The sequence below is a fragment of the Bradyrhizobium sp. SZCCHNR1017 genome, assembly GCF_032381375.1.
Taxonomy (GTDB): domain Bacteria; phylum Pseudomonadota; class Alphaproteobacteria; order Rhizobiales; family Xanthobacteraceae; genus Bradyrhizobium.
The window spans coordinates 390,621-404,979 of the sequence record NZ_JAUHIR010000002.1; the positions used below are offsets into that span (position 1 = coordinate 390,621).

A 14,359-nucleotide genomic window follows, 5' to 3' on the forward strand; every position below is an offset into this window, starting at 1 on the left:
GCGATTGCGGATATGTTTGTGTACCCTCGGCCATAGATCCTCAGCGCGGTCGCCTTTAGTCCTCAGGGAGGGCGCTCCGTCCGGCCGATGCTTTCAGGCGCGCGAGTGTCGCGCTGAAATATTCCTGACGCTCCCGATTGAAGCGCTCCTGATGGGCCCGGAAGCGCGCGACGCGGGCGCGAATCTCCGCCTGCATGTCGCGCTGGAGATCGAGCTGCGAGGCGATGCTGGTGAAACGCTCCGCAGGGACCGGGCTCGGGGCGGCGAACGAAGCCTCGGATGCAATGGCGTCGGGCGCTCTCGGCCTTGCAGGCTCCCCCACGGCATTGGGGATTGCGACTTGCACGTTGCCGCCGCGACGTGCCTCGGTTTCAACGGTGTTGGCGATCACGTGCTCGACAGCGGCGTGCGTCGGGCGACCGGCCCCGGCCTGCTGCGGTGTGATGGGGGTGCCGACCGGAACGGTAGGCAGCTCGAACTGGGCGAAGTCGGCCGGCTTGCCGGTCACAGACTGCACAAAGGCCATGGTCTGCGCGATCAGCGCATCACGCTCTTCCTTCCACGTCATGACGCTTGTCCCCCGATGCCTCAATTGCAACAAAAGCGGCTGACGAAATCAAGTTGAAGACCAGTGACTTCTGGGGATAAGCAGGAGTTCTAGGTGAGATGTGACAACAATGTTGCCACAGTCTGAACTCGTTTCGTCCCCCACCCGCGAAAGGCGATACCGGAAATCCAATCCCGCACAGATGGTTCCTAAGCGGCGTTTTTCCGGAGCTCTTCTTGACAGAGGAGCGCGGCTCGCCCCTATGGCCGAGCCGCCCCGGTCTTCGGGGCATCATCTGCTCGCAACCTTCGTGCACCGTCCGGGCACTTCGCAGACTTCGATGGACAACCCTTCACGCTCCGAGCGGTCGCGCAAGGCCGCGCTCACCGCCGCCCTCACCATCATCGCCCGCGATGGTCCGGGGCGGCTGACGCTCGACGCCATCGCCCGCGAGAGCGGGCTGAGCAAGGGCGGCCTGATGCACCAGTTTCCCAACAAGGAAGCGGTGCTCAAGGCTCTGCTGGAACAGCAATTCCTGCATTTCGACGAATTCGCCAGCAGGTACAGGGCTGGAGCCGGCAAAGCGGCTGATCAGCCCGAACTCGCGACGCAGATTGCGATCTCGCGGGAGCTGATCGCCCAGCAATATTCGGTGGCTCAGGCCATGCTCGGGGCGCTCGCCCAGGAGCCGGGATTGCTGGCCGATGCCCGTGCCAAGGATGCCGAGAGAGTAGCCGAGATCCGCGGCGAGGCCGATGACGCTGATCTCGCGGTCCTGCGATGGGCGGCGGCACGTGGGCTTGCCTTGATGACGATGCTGCGCGTCTCGCCGCTGGAGCAGCCGGATCTGGACCGTCTGTTTGCCCGCCTGCTCGACGACCAACAATGGACCACATTCCGGCAGGTCGGGACGACCGGGGAGCGATGACACGCTCGAGCTCGGCGCCATCTCCATCATTGGACGGTTCGATCTGAGCGAAGTCGGGCTGGCTTGCCGTCCGACTTCCGTCCGCCGATGCCTCCTGGAGGTCCCGTGCCGACCGCATCGACGTGTGAACAATTCATTTCATTCGATTTCGTATTTACAAACCGTCTGGTCGGTTTATTGAGGTGGCCATGTGGACGCGCTGGCAACGGCGCCGCAATCGTGGAGGAGGGGATGAGGAGTCGATTTCCGATGTCTGGCTTCGCGGCGATCGCCGCGAGCCTCTGTGCCGGATGCAACACGGTGACGCCGGTGGCCTATTCCGGGGTGGCGTCGGCGCACTATCTGGCGCCCAACACATCCGATCCATCGGGCCGGGTGCCTTACCGCTACGGGACTGCCACCGACTGGCGCAGCTACGACAAGGTGACGCTCGATCCGGTCGTGATCTATCGCGGCGCGGATCATCAGTTCGGCGACATGTCCGACCGGGACAAGGCTGCGCTCGCCGCCTACATGCAGCGGCGTTTCCTGGAAAGTCTCTCGGCGCGCTTCCAGATCGTCCATCAGCGGGGGCCGAATACGCTGCGCGTGCGGCTCACCCTGACCGGCGCCGTCGCCAACACGCCGGTGCTCGGCACCGCCTCGCGCTTTGATCTCGCGGGAGCCCTCTACAACGGCGTGCAGAGTGCACGCGACGGTGAGGGACTGCTGACCGGCTCGGTATTCTACGCGGCCGAGATCTTCGATGCCGCGAGCGGGCGACTGCTGAGCGCCTTCGTCAGCAAGCAATATCCCTCGCCCTACGACATCAAGGCCAGCGTTGGTGCGCTCGCGGCCGCCGAGGCCGGAATCGACAAGGGCGCCGAGGCCCTGGTCGCGCAGCTCCAGTGAGCGGGCCGTGCGAACGATCGCGTCGCGCGGGCAGATGGCCCCGCATCGGGGCGCCTTCGTGTGCGCGCTTTGGCATCGAGGGCACGGCCAGATCTCGGGCAGTCAGCGGTGACGTCAACCCGGCCGTACGAGCGCGTGGCTCGAGGCCATGGAGACAGTGAGGTCCCTGGACATGACATTGAGATTCGTTCTGCGCGTCGGCTTACGCATCGTCGTCGGCCTGCTGCTGTCGATGGCGGAGGGCCGCGGTCACGCCGCTCCCGTCGGCGATCCGTTCGGCACATGGTTGACCGAGGACGGCCGCGCCCGCGTCCGCGTCGAGCGCTGTGGCGCGATGGCCGACCGCGTCTGCGGCTACATCGTGTGGATGAAGGCGACGGCGGATGCCAAGGGGCAGCCGTTCCGCGACCGGCTGAATCCCGATCCGGCCAGGCGCGGCCGTCTGCTGCTGGGCCACCAGATGCTGCTCGGCCTGAAGCTGAACGCCGAAGGCCGCCACAGCGGCGAGGTCTACAACGCCGAGGACGGCAAGACCTATGCCGTCTCGATCTGGCGCGAGGGCCCGAAGATGCTGGCGGTCAAGGGCTGTCTGCTCGGGCTGTTCTGCGCGACGCAAGGCTGGGTGCTGGTCACGGATCAGGTGCCCGGCCAACTCATCGGAGCGACCGGCGAGGGCGGCGGGCCGTTGCCGGATCCAGAGTGGACTGCGCCCAGGCCGCCGTCGGCGACCGGCATCGCCAAACCCGCGGTCAGGACGAGGGCGAATTGACGCCTAAAGCCGGTGACAGCCATTGCCGCAGCAAATCCCAACTTCACGGAAGCTGGTGCCGGCTGAGGGGATTGAACCCCCGACCTTCGGTTTACAAAACCGCTGCTCTACCGCTGAGCTAAGCCGGCGAATGCACATTGGTGGCGGAGATCTCGTCGTCAGTTTGCGACGAGGTCTCGCGAAGCGCGGTGTTCCTACCAGAGTTGATGCAGTCCGGCTACTCCCCGCGTGAGCGCCGCTTCTGCCATCAGCCCAGCAAAAAGGGCGGCCGTTGGGCCGCCCCTGTCGGAGCCGATCGTCGAAGCCGCTCCGGCTCGATCTTTACTGGCAGATGTGCATCAGCCCGTCGCTGCCCTTGAACATGGTGCCGGGGCGGCAGACCAGGCCGTTGCGGGTCGCGTAACTGTTCCAGTCGCCATAATAGCCGTTCGGGCCGCGATCATAGCTCGGTTGGCCGTAAGAGGGGCCGGGACTGTACGCATAGGCATCCGCGGTGCGGAACGGCGCGGTCGCGATGGCGCCGGCGGTTCCGATGGCTGCGCCTGCGATGCCGGCAGCGGTGCCGACCGCTCCAGCGGCGACGTCAGCCGGCCAGAAGCCGCTGTTGCGGCGATCCCAGCCGTTGTTGTTCCATCCGGTATCGGTGCGCTGCTGCATCATGGCCCCGTCCTGGCGGGCCATGTGCCGGTGCTGCATCATTCCTTCCTGCTGGTGGTTCATATGCCGGTGGTGCACGTCGCGCGCCATGGCCGGGCCGGCGAGCGCCGTTGCGAGTACCGCAGCCCCGAGAATAGCAAATCGTGTCATGGAATACTCCATCGTTGCGCCCCACCTGCTAAGCGCAAGCCGGCCCCGTCGTTCCCGCCGCGACGGGAATGTTTTGGAACGGCATGAGGCCCAGTGCCTTCGGAGGCCGGAGCCGCGGTTGCGGTCCGGCTTGCTCCGACCCGAAGGCTGTTAGTCTTGCGGACAGGGCAGCGGGGTTGATGCTGGCAATATTGTCGCTCATCGGCTGATGATCAGCCATTAACCCTCGCACTCGAACCCCACCCGGGCTTTAACCCGGAATGGTGGCTCCCGCGTTAGTCTTACCAGCAGATTGATGTGCGCGTTTAACCCATCGGGGCGCGCGTTGCGGTATTGGTAGGATGGCAACCGGGGCGTGAATTCATGCGTACTACAACGGCTCTTGTGATTCTGATTGGAGCGTCTTCCGCCGCGCTCGCCAGCGAAGGCTTCGAGATCGTCATTCCGCAGCGGCCCGGCGTGCCCGTCGTCATCAACGGCATCGATGCGTCCTACGCCGTCGTCGAAGGCCAGTACGGTCTTGGCAGGGGCAACTACATGCAGCCGACGATCTATGGCGGCCGGCCGGTCGAGCCCGAGCCATATGTTGGCCATTACTATCCAACCCTCGGAGCAAGGCCCGGCTATGGCCGGATGGAGATCGAGCCGCCGGCCGATCGCAAGCTGCCGAAGCCGGCCGAGAGCTATTCCCGCTCGTGGGGCGCCCAATCCCAGATGCAGCCGCCGGAGCCGGCGGTGCCGATGTATCCGCCTGCCGTCATCCTGGCTCCGCCCGATGGTGATCCTCGCGGCTATCCCAATCGGCCGCCGGCCTACCGCCGCTAGCCAGCAACTCACCATCGACAGCCAGACCAAGCAAGAACAGATCAACAGGAGAGAGTTATGCGTGGAGTAGTTTCAGGACTTGTCGCCATTGCCGGCCTCGCCGTCGCCGGCAGCGCGCCGGCCGCGGCCTGCGGCGCCACCGCCTGCGGCCCGTGCGGCTACGCCGCGCCGTGCGCGCCGCAGGTCACCTATCAGCCGACCGTCACCTATCAGCCGACCGTGACGTACCAGCCCACGGTGACGTATCGGCCGCAATATTTCTATCAGCCCGGCTACACCTACACCTACGGCCATGGCTGCGGCGCCTGCGGCGCGAGCTATGAGCGGCTGCCCGAGCCGACCCGGCAGTATTACTATGTCAACCAGGGCCCGACCTACAGCGGTCCTGGCGCCTTCGCGCCGTATCCTGCCTATGAGGAGCAGGCGCTTCCGGTCTACAGCTATCATCACCGCCGCCACGCCTATCGCTGGGGCGCTTCGCCTTATTATCACGGGCAGCGCGTGCTGCGCCGCTATTACTGATCAGACGGACGTTCGTTCGCGCCAACGCCCGTGCGCCTCATGCGCGCGGGCGTTTCGTCATTTTGACATCAAGCCGAGCCGGCTCGCGCCGATATAGAGCGCGAGCACGGCGGCATTGGAGACGTTGAGGCTCTTGATCGCGCCGGGCATGTCGAGCCGCGCCACGACGCTGCAGGTCTCGCGCGTCAATTGCCGCAGGCCCTTGCCCTCGGCGCCCAGCACCAGTGCGAGCGGCTCGCGCAAGGCGACCGCCGCGATGTCCTCCTCGCCCGCGCTGTCCAGCCCCACCGTCTGAAAGCCGCGCTCGTTCAGCCGCGTCAGCGCGCGTGCGAGGTTCTGCACCGTGATGATCGGCACCAGCTCCAGGGCGCCCGATGCGGACTTGGCCAGTACACCGGTGGCCTCCGGACTGTGGCGGGCGGTGGTCACGATTGCCTTTACGCCGAACGCCGCTGCCGAGCGCAAGATTGCGCCGACATTGTGCGGGTCGGTGATCTGGTCGAGCACCAGGATCAGTCCCTCGGCCGCGAGCGTGTCGATGTCCGGCGAGGGCAGGGGCTCGGCCTCCGCCAACAGGCCCTGGTGCACGGCGTCCGGACCGAGCCGCTGGTCGATCTGGCTGGGGCGCACGATCTCGGGCGTCACCCGCGTCTCGATCCGCTCGTCGGCAAGCCGCCTGGCGGCGTTCTCGGTCAGGTAAAGCTTGCGAATCCGCCGCTTCGGATTGGCGAGCGCCAGGGTCACGGTGTGCCAGCCATAGAGAATGACGGGGGCATCCGAGTCCTGGTCGCGCTCCCGCCACGGCTGGGGGCGCTCGAATCCGCGCGGTTTGCCGGAGAATTTACCGCCCGGACGGCGAAAAGGGGGCTTTCGATCGCGTTCGCTCATGGCCCGAGCTTCTGTCACGGCCTGCGGATTCTGGCAATTTGGCACCGCTGAGACGGGAAAATTCGTCGTCCCTTGGTTGACTTCGAGGGCCGGGTTCGATCATAAGGGCCCCGGCCGCGCGCGCCCGCTCCTTCGGGCCCCGCGGTCTTACCGTCTCCATGGCGCTGATGGTCCCGACGCTGCTGTTCCGCGGCCGGCCCGAATTGCCATCGATACGGGGGAGTGTCCCGAGTGGCAAAGGGAGCTGACTGTAAATCAGCCGCCTCATGGCTTCGCAGGTTCGAGTCCTGCCTCCCCCACCATTCACTGCCTCTCAGCTCCACGAGATTTTTCGAGGACAATGGACCCCATTGGCCATTGCTTCCCTGCAGACTATGCGTCGAAATATATGGGTCGCATCTGGGTCTGCCGGCCGGTCGTGATCTTCATTGGATCCTTCGTTGTTCGCGATCCCTGGGCGGCGATCGCTCACGGCTGTCGTGACGACGCGCCAGAACCCAGGCTTCCGACATCTGCGGGGCCGACGTGGCAATGGCGGGCGACTGATCGCCTGTTGCCGTTCCGCCGTCTCGGGTTGAGGGCCCCGGCTGCGACATCTCAGTTAATGCCGCGGAAGCGGTCCATATTGAAGATAAACACGAAAAACTCGACATTCTCTGACGCGAGATTTTTCTTTATGAAATAAATAGCTGACTTTAAATCACCGCCTCAGCCTCACGTCATCCCCACGACGTTGATTTCGCTTCAGATTTTGAAATTTTGCCCTGAGGAATATGGCGGAGCGTAGCTATTCTGCCACAACCGGGCGGCTTTTCGCCGCAAATGTGGCGAGTCACATTGCGAGCCGATCTCGGGTTTGTTATCGGTTCCCTATGTTGAAGATCGTATATACACCCATTTTCATATGTGTTGTGGGAATGAGCTTTAGCCCGGCATTGGGCGCTGAGCCGTTCACCATCCAGGACGCCATCAACCAGGCGGTGAAGACCAATCCCGGTGTCGGAGAGGCCGCCGCCAATCGGCGGGCCACCGAAGCCGAGCTTCGCCAGTCCCAGGGGACGCTGCTGCCGCAGGTCCGGCTCGATGCGAGCGCCGGACCGGAGATGCTCAAGCAGTATGTCTCGCCGGCGCCGAGCAACAATGGCCGCTACCTGCGCGGCCGCGAGGCCGGCGTGGTGGTCCGTCAATTGCTGTTCGATGGCTTTTCCTCGATCAATGAAGTGTGGCGACAGGCCGCGCGGGTCGATGCCGCCGCGTACCGCGTGCTGGAGCGAACCGAACTGATTGGTCTCGATGCCGCCGAAGCCTATGTCGACGTGGTGCGCTACTCCAGGCTGGTCGCTCTGGCCGAGAAGAACCTCAAGGTTCATCTCGAACTGCGCAAGAACGTGCTGGCCCGTTTCCAGGGCGGCCGGGCCGGCGAGGGCGACACGCAGCAGGCCGAGGAACGGGTTGCGGCAGCGCAGGCCGTGCTCGAGGAATTCCGTCTCAGCCTCGAAGTGGCGCGCGCGAAGTACCGCAAGGTCGTCGGCGTCGAGCCTTATAACCTGCGTTTCCCCGGCCGGCTGTCCGACATGCCGCGGGACAAGGCGGAATCGCTCGACATCGCCTACAAGTTCAATCCGACCCTGCGCGCTGCCGCGGCGGATGTGACGGCCGCCAAGCGGGGATTCGATGCCACCACCGGCACCTTCCTGCCGACGCTTTCGCTCGAAGGCCGCGCGACGACCGGCAAGGAATCGATCACCTACAACAATCGTTACGACGAGGTCAGCGGCAAGGTCGTTGCATCCTGGGATATCTTCAACGGCGGCCAGAACAGCTGGCGCCGCGAAGAAGCCGCGCAGCGGATGATCCAGGAGCAGCAGAAGCATGCTCGTCTGCAGCGCGATGCGCTGGAGTCGATCGACAAGGCCTGGGCGGCCCGGATCATCACCGCCGATCGCGTCTCAGCTCTTGTCCGCGATGTCGAAGCGGCCCGCCGCACGTTCGTCGCCTACAACAAGGAGTATGAGCTCGGCCAGCGCACGCTGATCGATCTCTTGAACTCCCAGAACCAGTACTTCAACGCCAACGTGTCGCTGGTGTCGGCGCGCGGTGTGGTGGTGTTTGCCGACTATCAGCTGCTCGCCGCGATGGGCCAGATGCTGAACTACCTGAAGACCGGGCATCCGCCGGAGACCGAGCCGGTGGACACGCCGAGTGGCTTCATCGGCTACAGCCTGGCGCCCATTCGGCTGAGTGCGCCGGCGCCCGGACCGCAGCCGCTGAGCTCCGCCGGTCCGGTGCCGATGTTCGGCCTGCATGACGGTACGCCGAAGCATCCCGCGCCGATTACCTTTGGCGATCGGTGGGCCTCGAGCGATCCCGAGGATACGACGCTGTTCGTCGCGTCCGGAAAATACGGCGGATACGCTCAGAGCCCCAACGGGCACGCGCCGAAATAGGTGAGACTAACAAGAGCCGGTGCATGTCGCGCCGGCTTTTCACCATACGCATTTACTTTGCGCTGAGTTTGTCGCGAAACACCTATAAAAATCTCAGAAAAGCCAAGTGCGGGCCAAAGAATTAGGCTAAGGCAAATTATTAGCAAGAAGCAATGGGTGCCGGTCCGCGTTGCTCGGTGGGCCAGATGGATTTCCGAGGCGTCGTTGAACATTCGTCCGACAAGGTTCGAGCTCGAAGAGACGGCGCACGTGATGCCCCAGATGAGCGCAGCCGCACCAGCAGCTGATCCTCTCAGTGACAGTCTGCTTTACCTCGCTGCTCATCACGGCCGCGCCCTGAGCCGCAGCGCGCTGCTGTCCGGATTGCCGCTCGACAGCGGCGTGCTCAGCATCGCGCTCTACGAGCGCGCCGCGCAGCGGGCCGGGCTCGAGGCGCAACTGGTCGAACGGCCGCTGAGCGATATTCCCGCGCTGGTGCTGCCCTGCGTGCTGATGTTTCACGACGGCACCACGCGCATCCTGCTGACGATCGACGAGGCCGCCGGCCGTCTCACCATCGTCGATCCTTCGCGCCGCGAACAGCCGGCGATCGAGCGCTTCGAGGCGGTCGCGGCGCGGTATGTCGGCTTCGCCTATCTGGTGCGGCCCGCCACAATTGCCGATCCGCGCGTGGCGGCAGCCGGTGAAGTGCCGAAGACGCACTGGTTCTGGTCGGTGGTCAGCCGCTTCGGCGCCAATTACGGCCATGTCGCGATCGCCGCGTTCATCGTCAACATCCTGGCGCTGGCCGCGCCCCTGTTCACGATGAGCGTCTACGACCGCGTGATCCCGAACGGCGCGATCCCCTCGCTGGTCGCACTCGGCGTTGGCCTCATGTTGGCCATCGGATTCGACTTCCTGCTCAAGGTGGTGCGCAGCCGCATCATCGACATGACCGGAAAGAAGATCGACGTGGTGCTCGCCGCGAACATCTTCGAGCACGTGATGTCGCTGAAGATGGACAAGCGGCCGCCATCGGTCGGCATCCTCGCCAATCAGCTCCGCGACTTCGATTCGGTGCGCGAGTTCTTTACCTCCGGCACCGTGGTGTCGGCGACCGACATGCTGTTCGCGGTCGTGTTCATCATCGTGCTGTTCATCATCGCCGGTCCCATCGCCTGGATTCCGCTGCTGATGCTGCCGGTGATGATCGCCGTCGGGCTGCTGATCCAGCGGCCGCTCGAACGCGCGATGCGGCAGATGCAGGCGCAATCCGCCGCGCGTCACGGCATTCTCGTGGAATCGCTCAACGGGATGGAGACGGTCCGCGCGGTGGCCGGCGAGAGCCGGGTGCAGACGGTGTGGGAGCGTTCGGTGGCGGCGCAGGCGCGCTCCAGCGAGGACGTCCAGTTCTGGGCCTCGATGGCGATGACAGCGGCGAGCGTCGCGAGCCAGTTCTGCAGCCTGCTGCTGGTCGTCGTCGGCGTGTTCCTGATCCTCGACGGCAAGCTCTCGGTCGGCGCGCTGGTGGCGGCCAACATGCTGTCGGGTCGCGTGCTCGGTCCGATCGCAGGCATCGCCGGCCTGATGACGCGCTTCACCCAGACGACGTCGGCGTTGCGCTCGATCGACCGGCTGATGTCGCTGGACCGTGAGCGTCCGCCGGAGAAGATCTACGTCGCGCGCGAGATCAACCAGGGCCGCATCCAGTTCAAGAACGTCAGCTTCTCCTATCCGGGAAGCCAGACCAAGGCGCTCGACAACGTCTCCTTCGACATCAAGCCCGGCGAGAAGATCGGCATCATCGGTCGCGTCGGCTCGGGCAAGACCACGGTCGGTCGCCTCGCCACCGCGTTCTATCCGCCGACCGAAGGCAGCATCCTGATCGATGGGATCGACATCCAGCAATACGACCCGGCCGATCTGCGCGCCGGCATCGGCTTCGTGCTGCAGGATACCGACCTGTTCTACGGCAAGCTGCGCGACAACATCACGCTCGGCCGTCCGGCGGCGACCGATGAGGAGGTGCTGGAGGCCGCGCGGCTCGCCGGCGTCGAGACCTTCATCGCCGGTCATCCGCAGGGCTACGAGATGATGATCGCCGAAGGCGGCCGCAGCCTGTCGGGCGGGCAGAAGCAGGCGATCGGGCTCGCGCGCGTCCTGATCCGCAAGCCGCGCGTGCTGTTCCTCGACGAGCCGACCGCACATTTCGACGTCCGCAGCGAGGGCGAATTCCTCGAGCGCCTGAAGTCGCTGGCCAAAGGCGAGATGTCCATCATCGTCTCGACCCACCGACCGTCGTTGTTGTCGCTGGTCGACCGCATCCTGGTATTCGACTCCGGCAAGATCGTCGCCGACGGGCCGACCGCGCAGATCCTCACCATGCTGCGTCCGCAGCAGCCCGCGGCGGCGCCGGCCGCGAGCCACGCGGTGAAGCCGGTCCAGGGGACGAGGTGACATGGCGCACAGCGATTTCGCGTTCTCCAACGACATCAGGGCTGCCGTCGAGCTGCGCACGCCGAAGACGGCGCGGATGCTGCTGCTCGCCTCGCTCGGCCTGTTCTTCACCTTCCTGATCTGGGCGCATTTCGCCGTGCTCGACGAGGTCAAGCGCGGCAACGGCAAGGTCGTGCCGTCGCGCCAGACCCAGGTGGTGCAGTCGCTGGAAGGCGGCATCATCGCCGACCTCCTGGTGCAGGAAGGCGCGATCGTCGAGAAGGATCAGCCGCTGGCGCGCATCGAGGACACCAATTTCGCCTCGCAGTTCGGCGAGATCCGCGAGCGCCGCGGCGCGATGGCGGCCCGGGTGATCCGGCTCGCGGCGGAGACCGAGGGCCGCAGCCCGGTCGAGTTTCCCGACGACCTCGTCGCCGACGCCCCGCGCGCGGTGCAGACCGAGCGCGCGGTGTTCGACGCCCATGCACGCAAGCTCGCGCAGGACACCGACGTGGTGCAGCAGCAGGAACAGCAGAAGAGCAAGGAGATCGACGAGCTCAGGGCCACCGAGAAGCGCTTCTCGGAGACGCTGGCGCTGCTCAATCGCGAGCTGGGACTGACCCGCAAGCTGTTCGACCAGAAGGTGGTGCCGGAGATCGAGATGCTGCGCGCCGACCGCCAGGCGACCGACATGCGCGGCCAGCTCGCGGTGGTGCAGGCGAGCATCGTGAAGACCGAGGCGGCGGTGCAGGAGGCGCGCTCGCGCCGGCTCAACATCGTCACCGCCTTCCGCGCGCAGGCCGAAGACGATCTCGCGAAATCCCGCGGTGATCTCGCCGTGCTCGACGAGAACATCAAGTCGGCTCAGGACCGGGTGCGGCGCACCGAATTGCGCTCGCCGGTGCGCGGCATCGTCAACAAGCTCAACGTCACCACCATCGGCGCGGTGGTCGCGCCGGGCGCCAGCCTGATGGAGATCACGCCGCTCGACGATACGCTGCTGGTCGAGGGCCGCATCCGTCCGCAGGACATTGCCTTCATCCGTCCCAACCACGAGGCGGTGGTCAAGCTCAGCGCCTATGATTCATCTGTGTACGGCTCGTTGCACGGGCGCGTCGAGCGCATCAGTGCCGACACGATCACCGATGAGAAGGGCGACAAGAACGAGCGCGGCGAGACCTTCTATCGCGTGATGGTGCGTACCGAGAAGAACCATCTCGGCACCGCCCAGCAGCCGCTTCCGATCCTCCCCGGCATGGTCGCGACCGTGGAGATCCTGACGGGCAAGAAATCGGTGCTGGACTATCTGGTCAAGCCCGCCCGCATGCTGCGTGACGAGGCGCTGCGCGAGCGCTGAGCAGGCGTCCGCGCGAGCGCACCGAAACCCGGGTTCTCCACGAAAGCGCGTGTGACCCAGAATGCCGCTGCGCTCATCCGGGGCGCCCCGTGCGGCGGACAGCGTTGCCAAAATCTGAATCGTTCAAATGCGACGCGATTTGGTCGGCCGTGATTAGTCGCGTTCGCAGCTTGGCGGCGAACATCACCGCGGTTTAACCGGCCCGCAGCAGCGCCGGCCCTATCCCTGATCCGATAACAACCGGGACAGGGATCGACGCGATGACGTCGGCCGATGCCCCGGAGCATACGGGGCGTCACTGATGTTGCGGATCGATCGGCCGCGGGTTCTCCCGCGCGCGCTGGGACTTGCGCTGGTGTTGTCGGTCGTGGCCGGTTGTGCCGGCGCTGCGTTCGCCGAGACTTCAAATCGTAGATCTCCGCAAGGCACTGCGGATGGCGCGCTGCCGGTACCGCCGCCCGTCCGTTTCTTCACCATCAATGCCGTGCTTGCCAAGCATGACGGCCTGCGTCGCTCCGCCTCCGCTGCTGTGGAAGTCGCATCGACCGACCCGGCCGGGCCTGCGGGATCAGTCAGCGACGCTCCGCAGGGACCCGCGGTCGCGACTCCCAGCGACGAGCCGTTCGGCCTGATGACGTTCCGCGCACCCGAGGGTGTGCTGTGGGTGAAGTGGCGCGGCATTCAGGGCGCGATGGCGAGCGAGCGGATCTCGGTCGAACGTTGCAACCGCGATGACGCGCGCTGCTCGGCCTCGGAGCGCCTCTTCGTCGCGCTGACCCGGTCGGCGTCTGCGGCGAGCGACGGCCGCACGCGCGCGGAAATGATCAATCGCGGCGTCAACCAAGCGGTGCGCTACGTCAGCGACGATCAGCAACACGGCCTGCCGGACGTCTGGAGTTCGCCACTGCAGACCTTGCGCAGTGGACTCGGTGACTGCGAAGACTACGCGATTGCCAAATACGCGCTGCTGCTGGCGGCGGGGACGCCCGAATCGGATCTCAAGCTGCTGCTGGTCCGGGACCTCGCCGTGCGGCAGGATCACGCCGTCGTCGCCGTGCGGCTCGACGGTAAATGGTCCGTGCTCGACAACCGGCGGGCCGCTCTGATGGAAGGCCGCGATCTGCAGTCCTTCATGCCGCTGTTTGCCATCGATCACCGCGGCGTCAGCCTGTTCGCTGCGCCCTATGCCGAGCGGCCGCACCACGAAAGCGAGAGCGACGTCACGCCGGCGGCGGAGGCCGACATCGGCGGCGGCGGGAATCCGGGGCGGCCGCTGCTGCTCTGAATGTCGCAGGTGGACGGCTTGTAGCCGAGGTCATTTGCGGTCTTAATGCGCGCAGGGAAGCTGGCGAGCAGGGGGCCGCGGTGAATATCAAGCGAGTCATGGTTTGCGGGGCATTGGCCCTGTCGGCGATCGGTGGATTCATCGGCGGTGCACAGGCTCACGCGGTGATGCTGCCGGGCGCTGCGTTTTCGATCGCCTGCGAGAATGGCGGCAGCTACGTGCTGCGCTCTCGTCCCGTGCTCGCGCCGGGCGAGATCGTTACCGCGCAACTCTACCTCCATCCTCACCGTGCGATTCCGGTCCGTCTCGTCCCGATGGGCGACGGCTATCGCTATGCGGGCCGCGGCGTGTGGCTCGATGGCATCGGTGACCAGGCATTGTTGTATTTCCGCAAATACGAACCGGTGGCCTGCGTGGTCAGTCGCATCTGAGGCAATCTGCCGCGACTTCGACGCTCCTCAAGAATAGTTCCTGCCTTTCGCAAATAATTCGCGAGAGGCCGGTTCCATTTCGGCCGTTTCATGGCGGCAAGCTTTTATTCCCAACAGCGTGCGTGTTGTTCCCCAAGTATTGTGTGATCGAATAACTGCCAATTAGCAGTAATTCTCCCGGCCCTGCCTCCATTTATTCTTGTCGTTCCGCCCCTGCCGCGCGGGGGACGGAAGCATAGGCACAGCC

General features: G+C 65.3%; 13 protein-coding genes and 2 tRNA genes. 11 read left to right on the plus strand and 4 right to left on the minus strand.

Features of this window, described 5'->3' with window-relative positions; genetic code table 11:
• Window positions 1–55 precede the first annotated feature (55 nt).
• Entirely contained in the window at window positions 56–568 is a 513-nt protein-coding gene (locus QW863_RS07415; protein ID WP_315714644.1) for a hypothetical protein, read from the minus strand.
• 109 nt (window positions 569–677) lie between these two features.
• On the opposite strand from QW863_RS07415, the gene QW863_RS07420 reads away from it, so the two are divergent.
• The 3 genes from QW863_RS07420 to QW863_RS07430 all read left to right on the plus strand — a co-directional run bounded on the left by QW863_RS07420 (window position 678) and on the right by QW863_RS07430 (window position 3,135).
• Window positions 678–1,475: a TetR/AcrR family transcriptional regulator gene (locus QW863_RS07420; RefSeq protein ID WP_315714643.1), complete on the plus strand. Its 798-nt coding sequence runs from the start codon at window positions 678–680 to the stop codon at window positions 1,473–1,475.
• Window positions 1,476–1,724: 249 nt separating this feature from the next.
• Complete coding sequence (locus QW863_RS07425; protein WP_315714642.1) at window positions 1,725–2,366, plus strand: DUF3313 domain-containing protein; 642 nt, start codon at window positions 1,725–1,727, stop codon at window positions 2,364–2,366.
• 172 nt (window positions 2,367–2,538) lie between these two features.
• On the plus strand, window positions 2,539–3,135 hold the full coding sequence (locus QW863_RS07430) for a DUF2147 domain-containing protein (RefSeq protein WP_315714641.1): 597 nt from the start codon (window positions 2,539–2,541) through the stop codon (window positions 3,133–3,135).
• A 53-nt stretch (window positions 3,136–3,188) separates the two neighbouring features.
• Here QW863_RS07430 and QW863_RS07435 read toward each other — a convergent pair.
• Together QW863_RS07435 and QW863_RS07440 are read right to left on the minus strand one after the other, a co-directional pair.
• Window positions 3,189–3,263 (minus strand) — tRNA-Thr (locus QW863_RS07435).
• Between the two features lie 193 nt (window positions 3,264–3,456).
• Window positions 3,457–3,942, minus strand: coding sequence for a hypothetical protein (locus QW863_RS07440; protein ID WP_315714640.1), 486 nt, complete (start codon window positions 3,940–3,942; stop codon window positions 3,457–3,459).
• A 363-nt stretch (window positions 3,943–4,305) separates the two neighbouring features.
• Between QW863_RS07440 and QW863_RS07445 the strand changes: the two genes are divergently transcribed.
• Together QW863_RS07445 and QW863_RS07450 are read left to right on the plus strand one after the other, a co-directional pair.
• The gene (locus QW863_RS07445) at window positions 4,306–4,767 is read left to right on the plus strand and encodes a hypothetical protein (protein WP_315714639.1); all 462 of its coding nucleotides are present in this window, start codon (window positions 4,306–4,308) and stop codon (window positions 4,765–4,767) included.
• Between the two features lie 57 nt (window positions 4,768–4,824).
• Window positions 4,825–5,289, plus strand: a complete 465-nt coding sequence (locus QW863_RS07450; RefSeq protein WP_315714638.1) for a hypothetical protein — start codon at window positions 4,825–4,827, stop codon at window positions 5,287–5,289.
• A gap of 57 nt (window positions 5,290–5,346) precedes the next feature.
• On the opposite strand, the gene rlmB is transcribed toward QW863_RS07450, so the two are convergent.
• Window positions 5,347–6,177 carry a 23S rRNA (guanosine(2251)-2'-O)-methyltransferase RlmB gene (gene rlmB, locus QW863_RS07455; protein ID WP_315714637.1) on the minus strand — a complete coding sequence of 277 codons (831 nt, stop codon included), beginning with the start codon at window positions 6,175–6,177 and terminating at the stop codon, window positions 5,347–5,349.
• A gap of 216 nt (window positions 6,178–6,393) precedes the next feature.
• On the opposite strand from rlmB, the gene QW863_RS07460 reads away from it, so the two are divergent.
• From QW863_RS07460 to QW863_RS07485, 6 genes are all read left to right on the plus strand, one after another.
• A tRNA-Tyr gene (locus QW863_RS07460) sits at window positions 6,394–6,479 on the plus strand.
• Between the two features lie 615 nt (window positions 6,480–7,094).
• Window positions 7,095–8,624, plus strand: a complete 1,530-nt coding sequence (locus tag QW863_RS07465; protein WP_315729346.1) for a TolC family outer membrane protein — start codon at window positions 7,095–7,097, stop codon at window positions 8,622–8,624.
• A gap of 252 nt (window positions 8,625–8,876) precedes the next feature.
• Window positions 8,877–11,060 carry a type I secretion system permease/ATPase gene (locus QW863_RS07470; protein WP_315714635.1) on the plus strand — a complete coding sequence of 728 codons (2,184 nt, stop codon included), beginning with the start codon at window positions 8,877–8,879 and terminating at the stop codon, window positions 11,058–11,060.
• Between the two features lies 1 nt (window position 11,061).
• Window positions 11,062–12,396 carry an HlyD family type I secretion periplasmic adaptor subunit gene (locus QW863_RS07475; protein ID WP_315714634.1) on the plus strand — a complete coding sequence of 445 codons (1,335 nt, stop codon included), beginning with the start codon at window positions 11,062–11,064 and terminating at the stop codon, window positions 12,394–12,396.
• 301 nt (window positions 12,397–12,697) lie between these two features.
• On the plus strand, window positions 12,698–13,681 hold the full coding sequence (locus tag QW863_RS07480) for a transglutaminase-like cysteine peptidase (protein WP_315714633.1): 984 nt from the start codon (window positions 12,698–12,700) through the stop codon (window positions 13,679–13,681).
• A 113-nt stretch (window positions 13,682–13,794) separates the two neighbouring features.
• On the plus strand, window positions 13,795–14,112 hold the full coding sequence (locus QW863_RS07485) for a hypothetical protein (RefSeq protein ID WP_315714632.1): 318 nt from the start codon (window positions 13,795–13,797) through the stop codon (window positions 14,110–14,112).
• Window positions 14,113–14,359: the final 247 nt, after the last annotated feature.

Excerpts from the sequence above, each read along its gene's own strand:
- QW863_RS07415 (WP_315714644.1), bottom strand. The coding sequence starts at position 568 with ATGACGTGGAAGGAAGAGCGTGATGCGCTGATCGCGCAGACCATGGCC.
- QW863_RS07420 (WP_315714643.1), top strand. The coding sequence starts at position 678 with ATGTTGCCACAGTCTGAACTCGTTTCGTCCCCCACCCGCGAAAGGCGA.
- QW863_RS07425 (WP_315714642.1), top strand. The coding sequence starts at position 1,725 with ATGTCTGGCTTCGCGGCGATCGCCGCGAGCCTCTGTGCCGGATGCAAC.
- QW863_RS07430 (WP_315714641.1), top strand. The coding sequence starts at position 2,539 with ATGACATTGAGATTCGTTCTGCGCGTCGGCTTACGCATCGTCGTCGGC.
- QW863_RS07440 (WP_315714640.1), bottom strand. The coding sequence starts at position 3,942 with ATGACACGATTTGCTATTCTCGGGGCTGCGGTACTCGCAACGGCGCTC.
- QW863_RS07445 (WP_315714639.1), top strand. The coding sequence starts at position 4,306 with ATGCGTACTACAACGGCTCTTGTGATTCTGATTGGAGCGTCTTCCGCC.
- QW863_RS07450 (WP_315714638.1), top strand. The coding sequence starts at position 4,825 with ATGCGTGGAGTAGTTTCAGGACTTGTCGCCATTGCCGGCCTCGCCGTC.
- rlmB (WP_315714637.1), bottom strand. The coding sequence starts at position 6,177 with ATGAGCGAACGCGATCGAAAGCCCCCTTTTCGCCGTCCGGGCGGTAAA.
- QW863_RS07465 (WP_315729346.1), top strand. The coding sequence starts at position 7,095 with ATGAGCTTTAGCCCGGCATTGGGCGCTGAGCCGTTCACCATCCAGGAC.
- QW863_RS07470 (WP_315714635.1), top strand. The coding sequence starts at position 8,877 with ATGCCCCAGATGAGCGCAGCCGCACCAGCAGCTGATCCTCTCAGTGAC.
- QW863_RS07475 (WP_315714634.1), top strand. The coding sequence starts at position 11,062 with ATGGCGCACAGCGATTTCGCGTTCTCCAACGACATCAGGGCTGCCGTC.
- QW863_RS07480 (WP_315714633.1), top strand. The coding sequence starts at position 12,698 with ATGTTGCGGATCGATCGGCCGCGGGTTCTCCCGCGCGCGCTGGGACTT.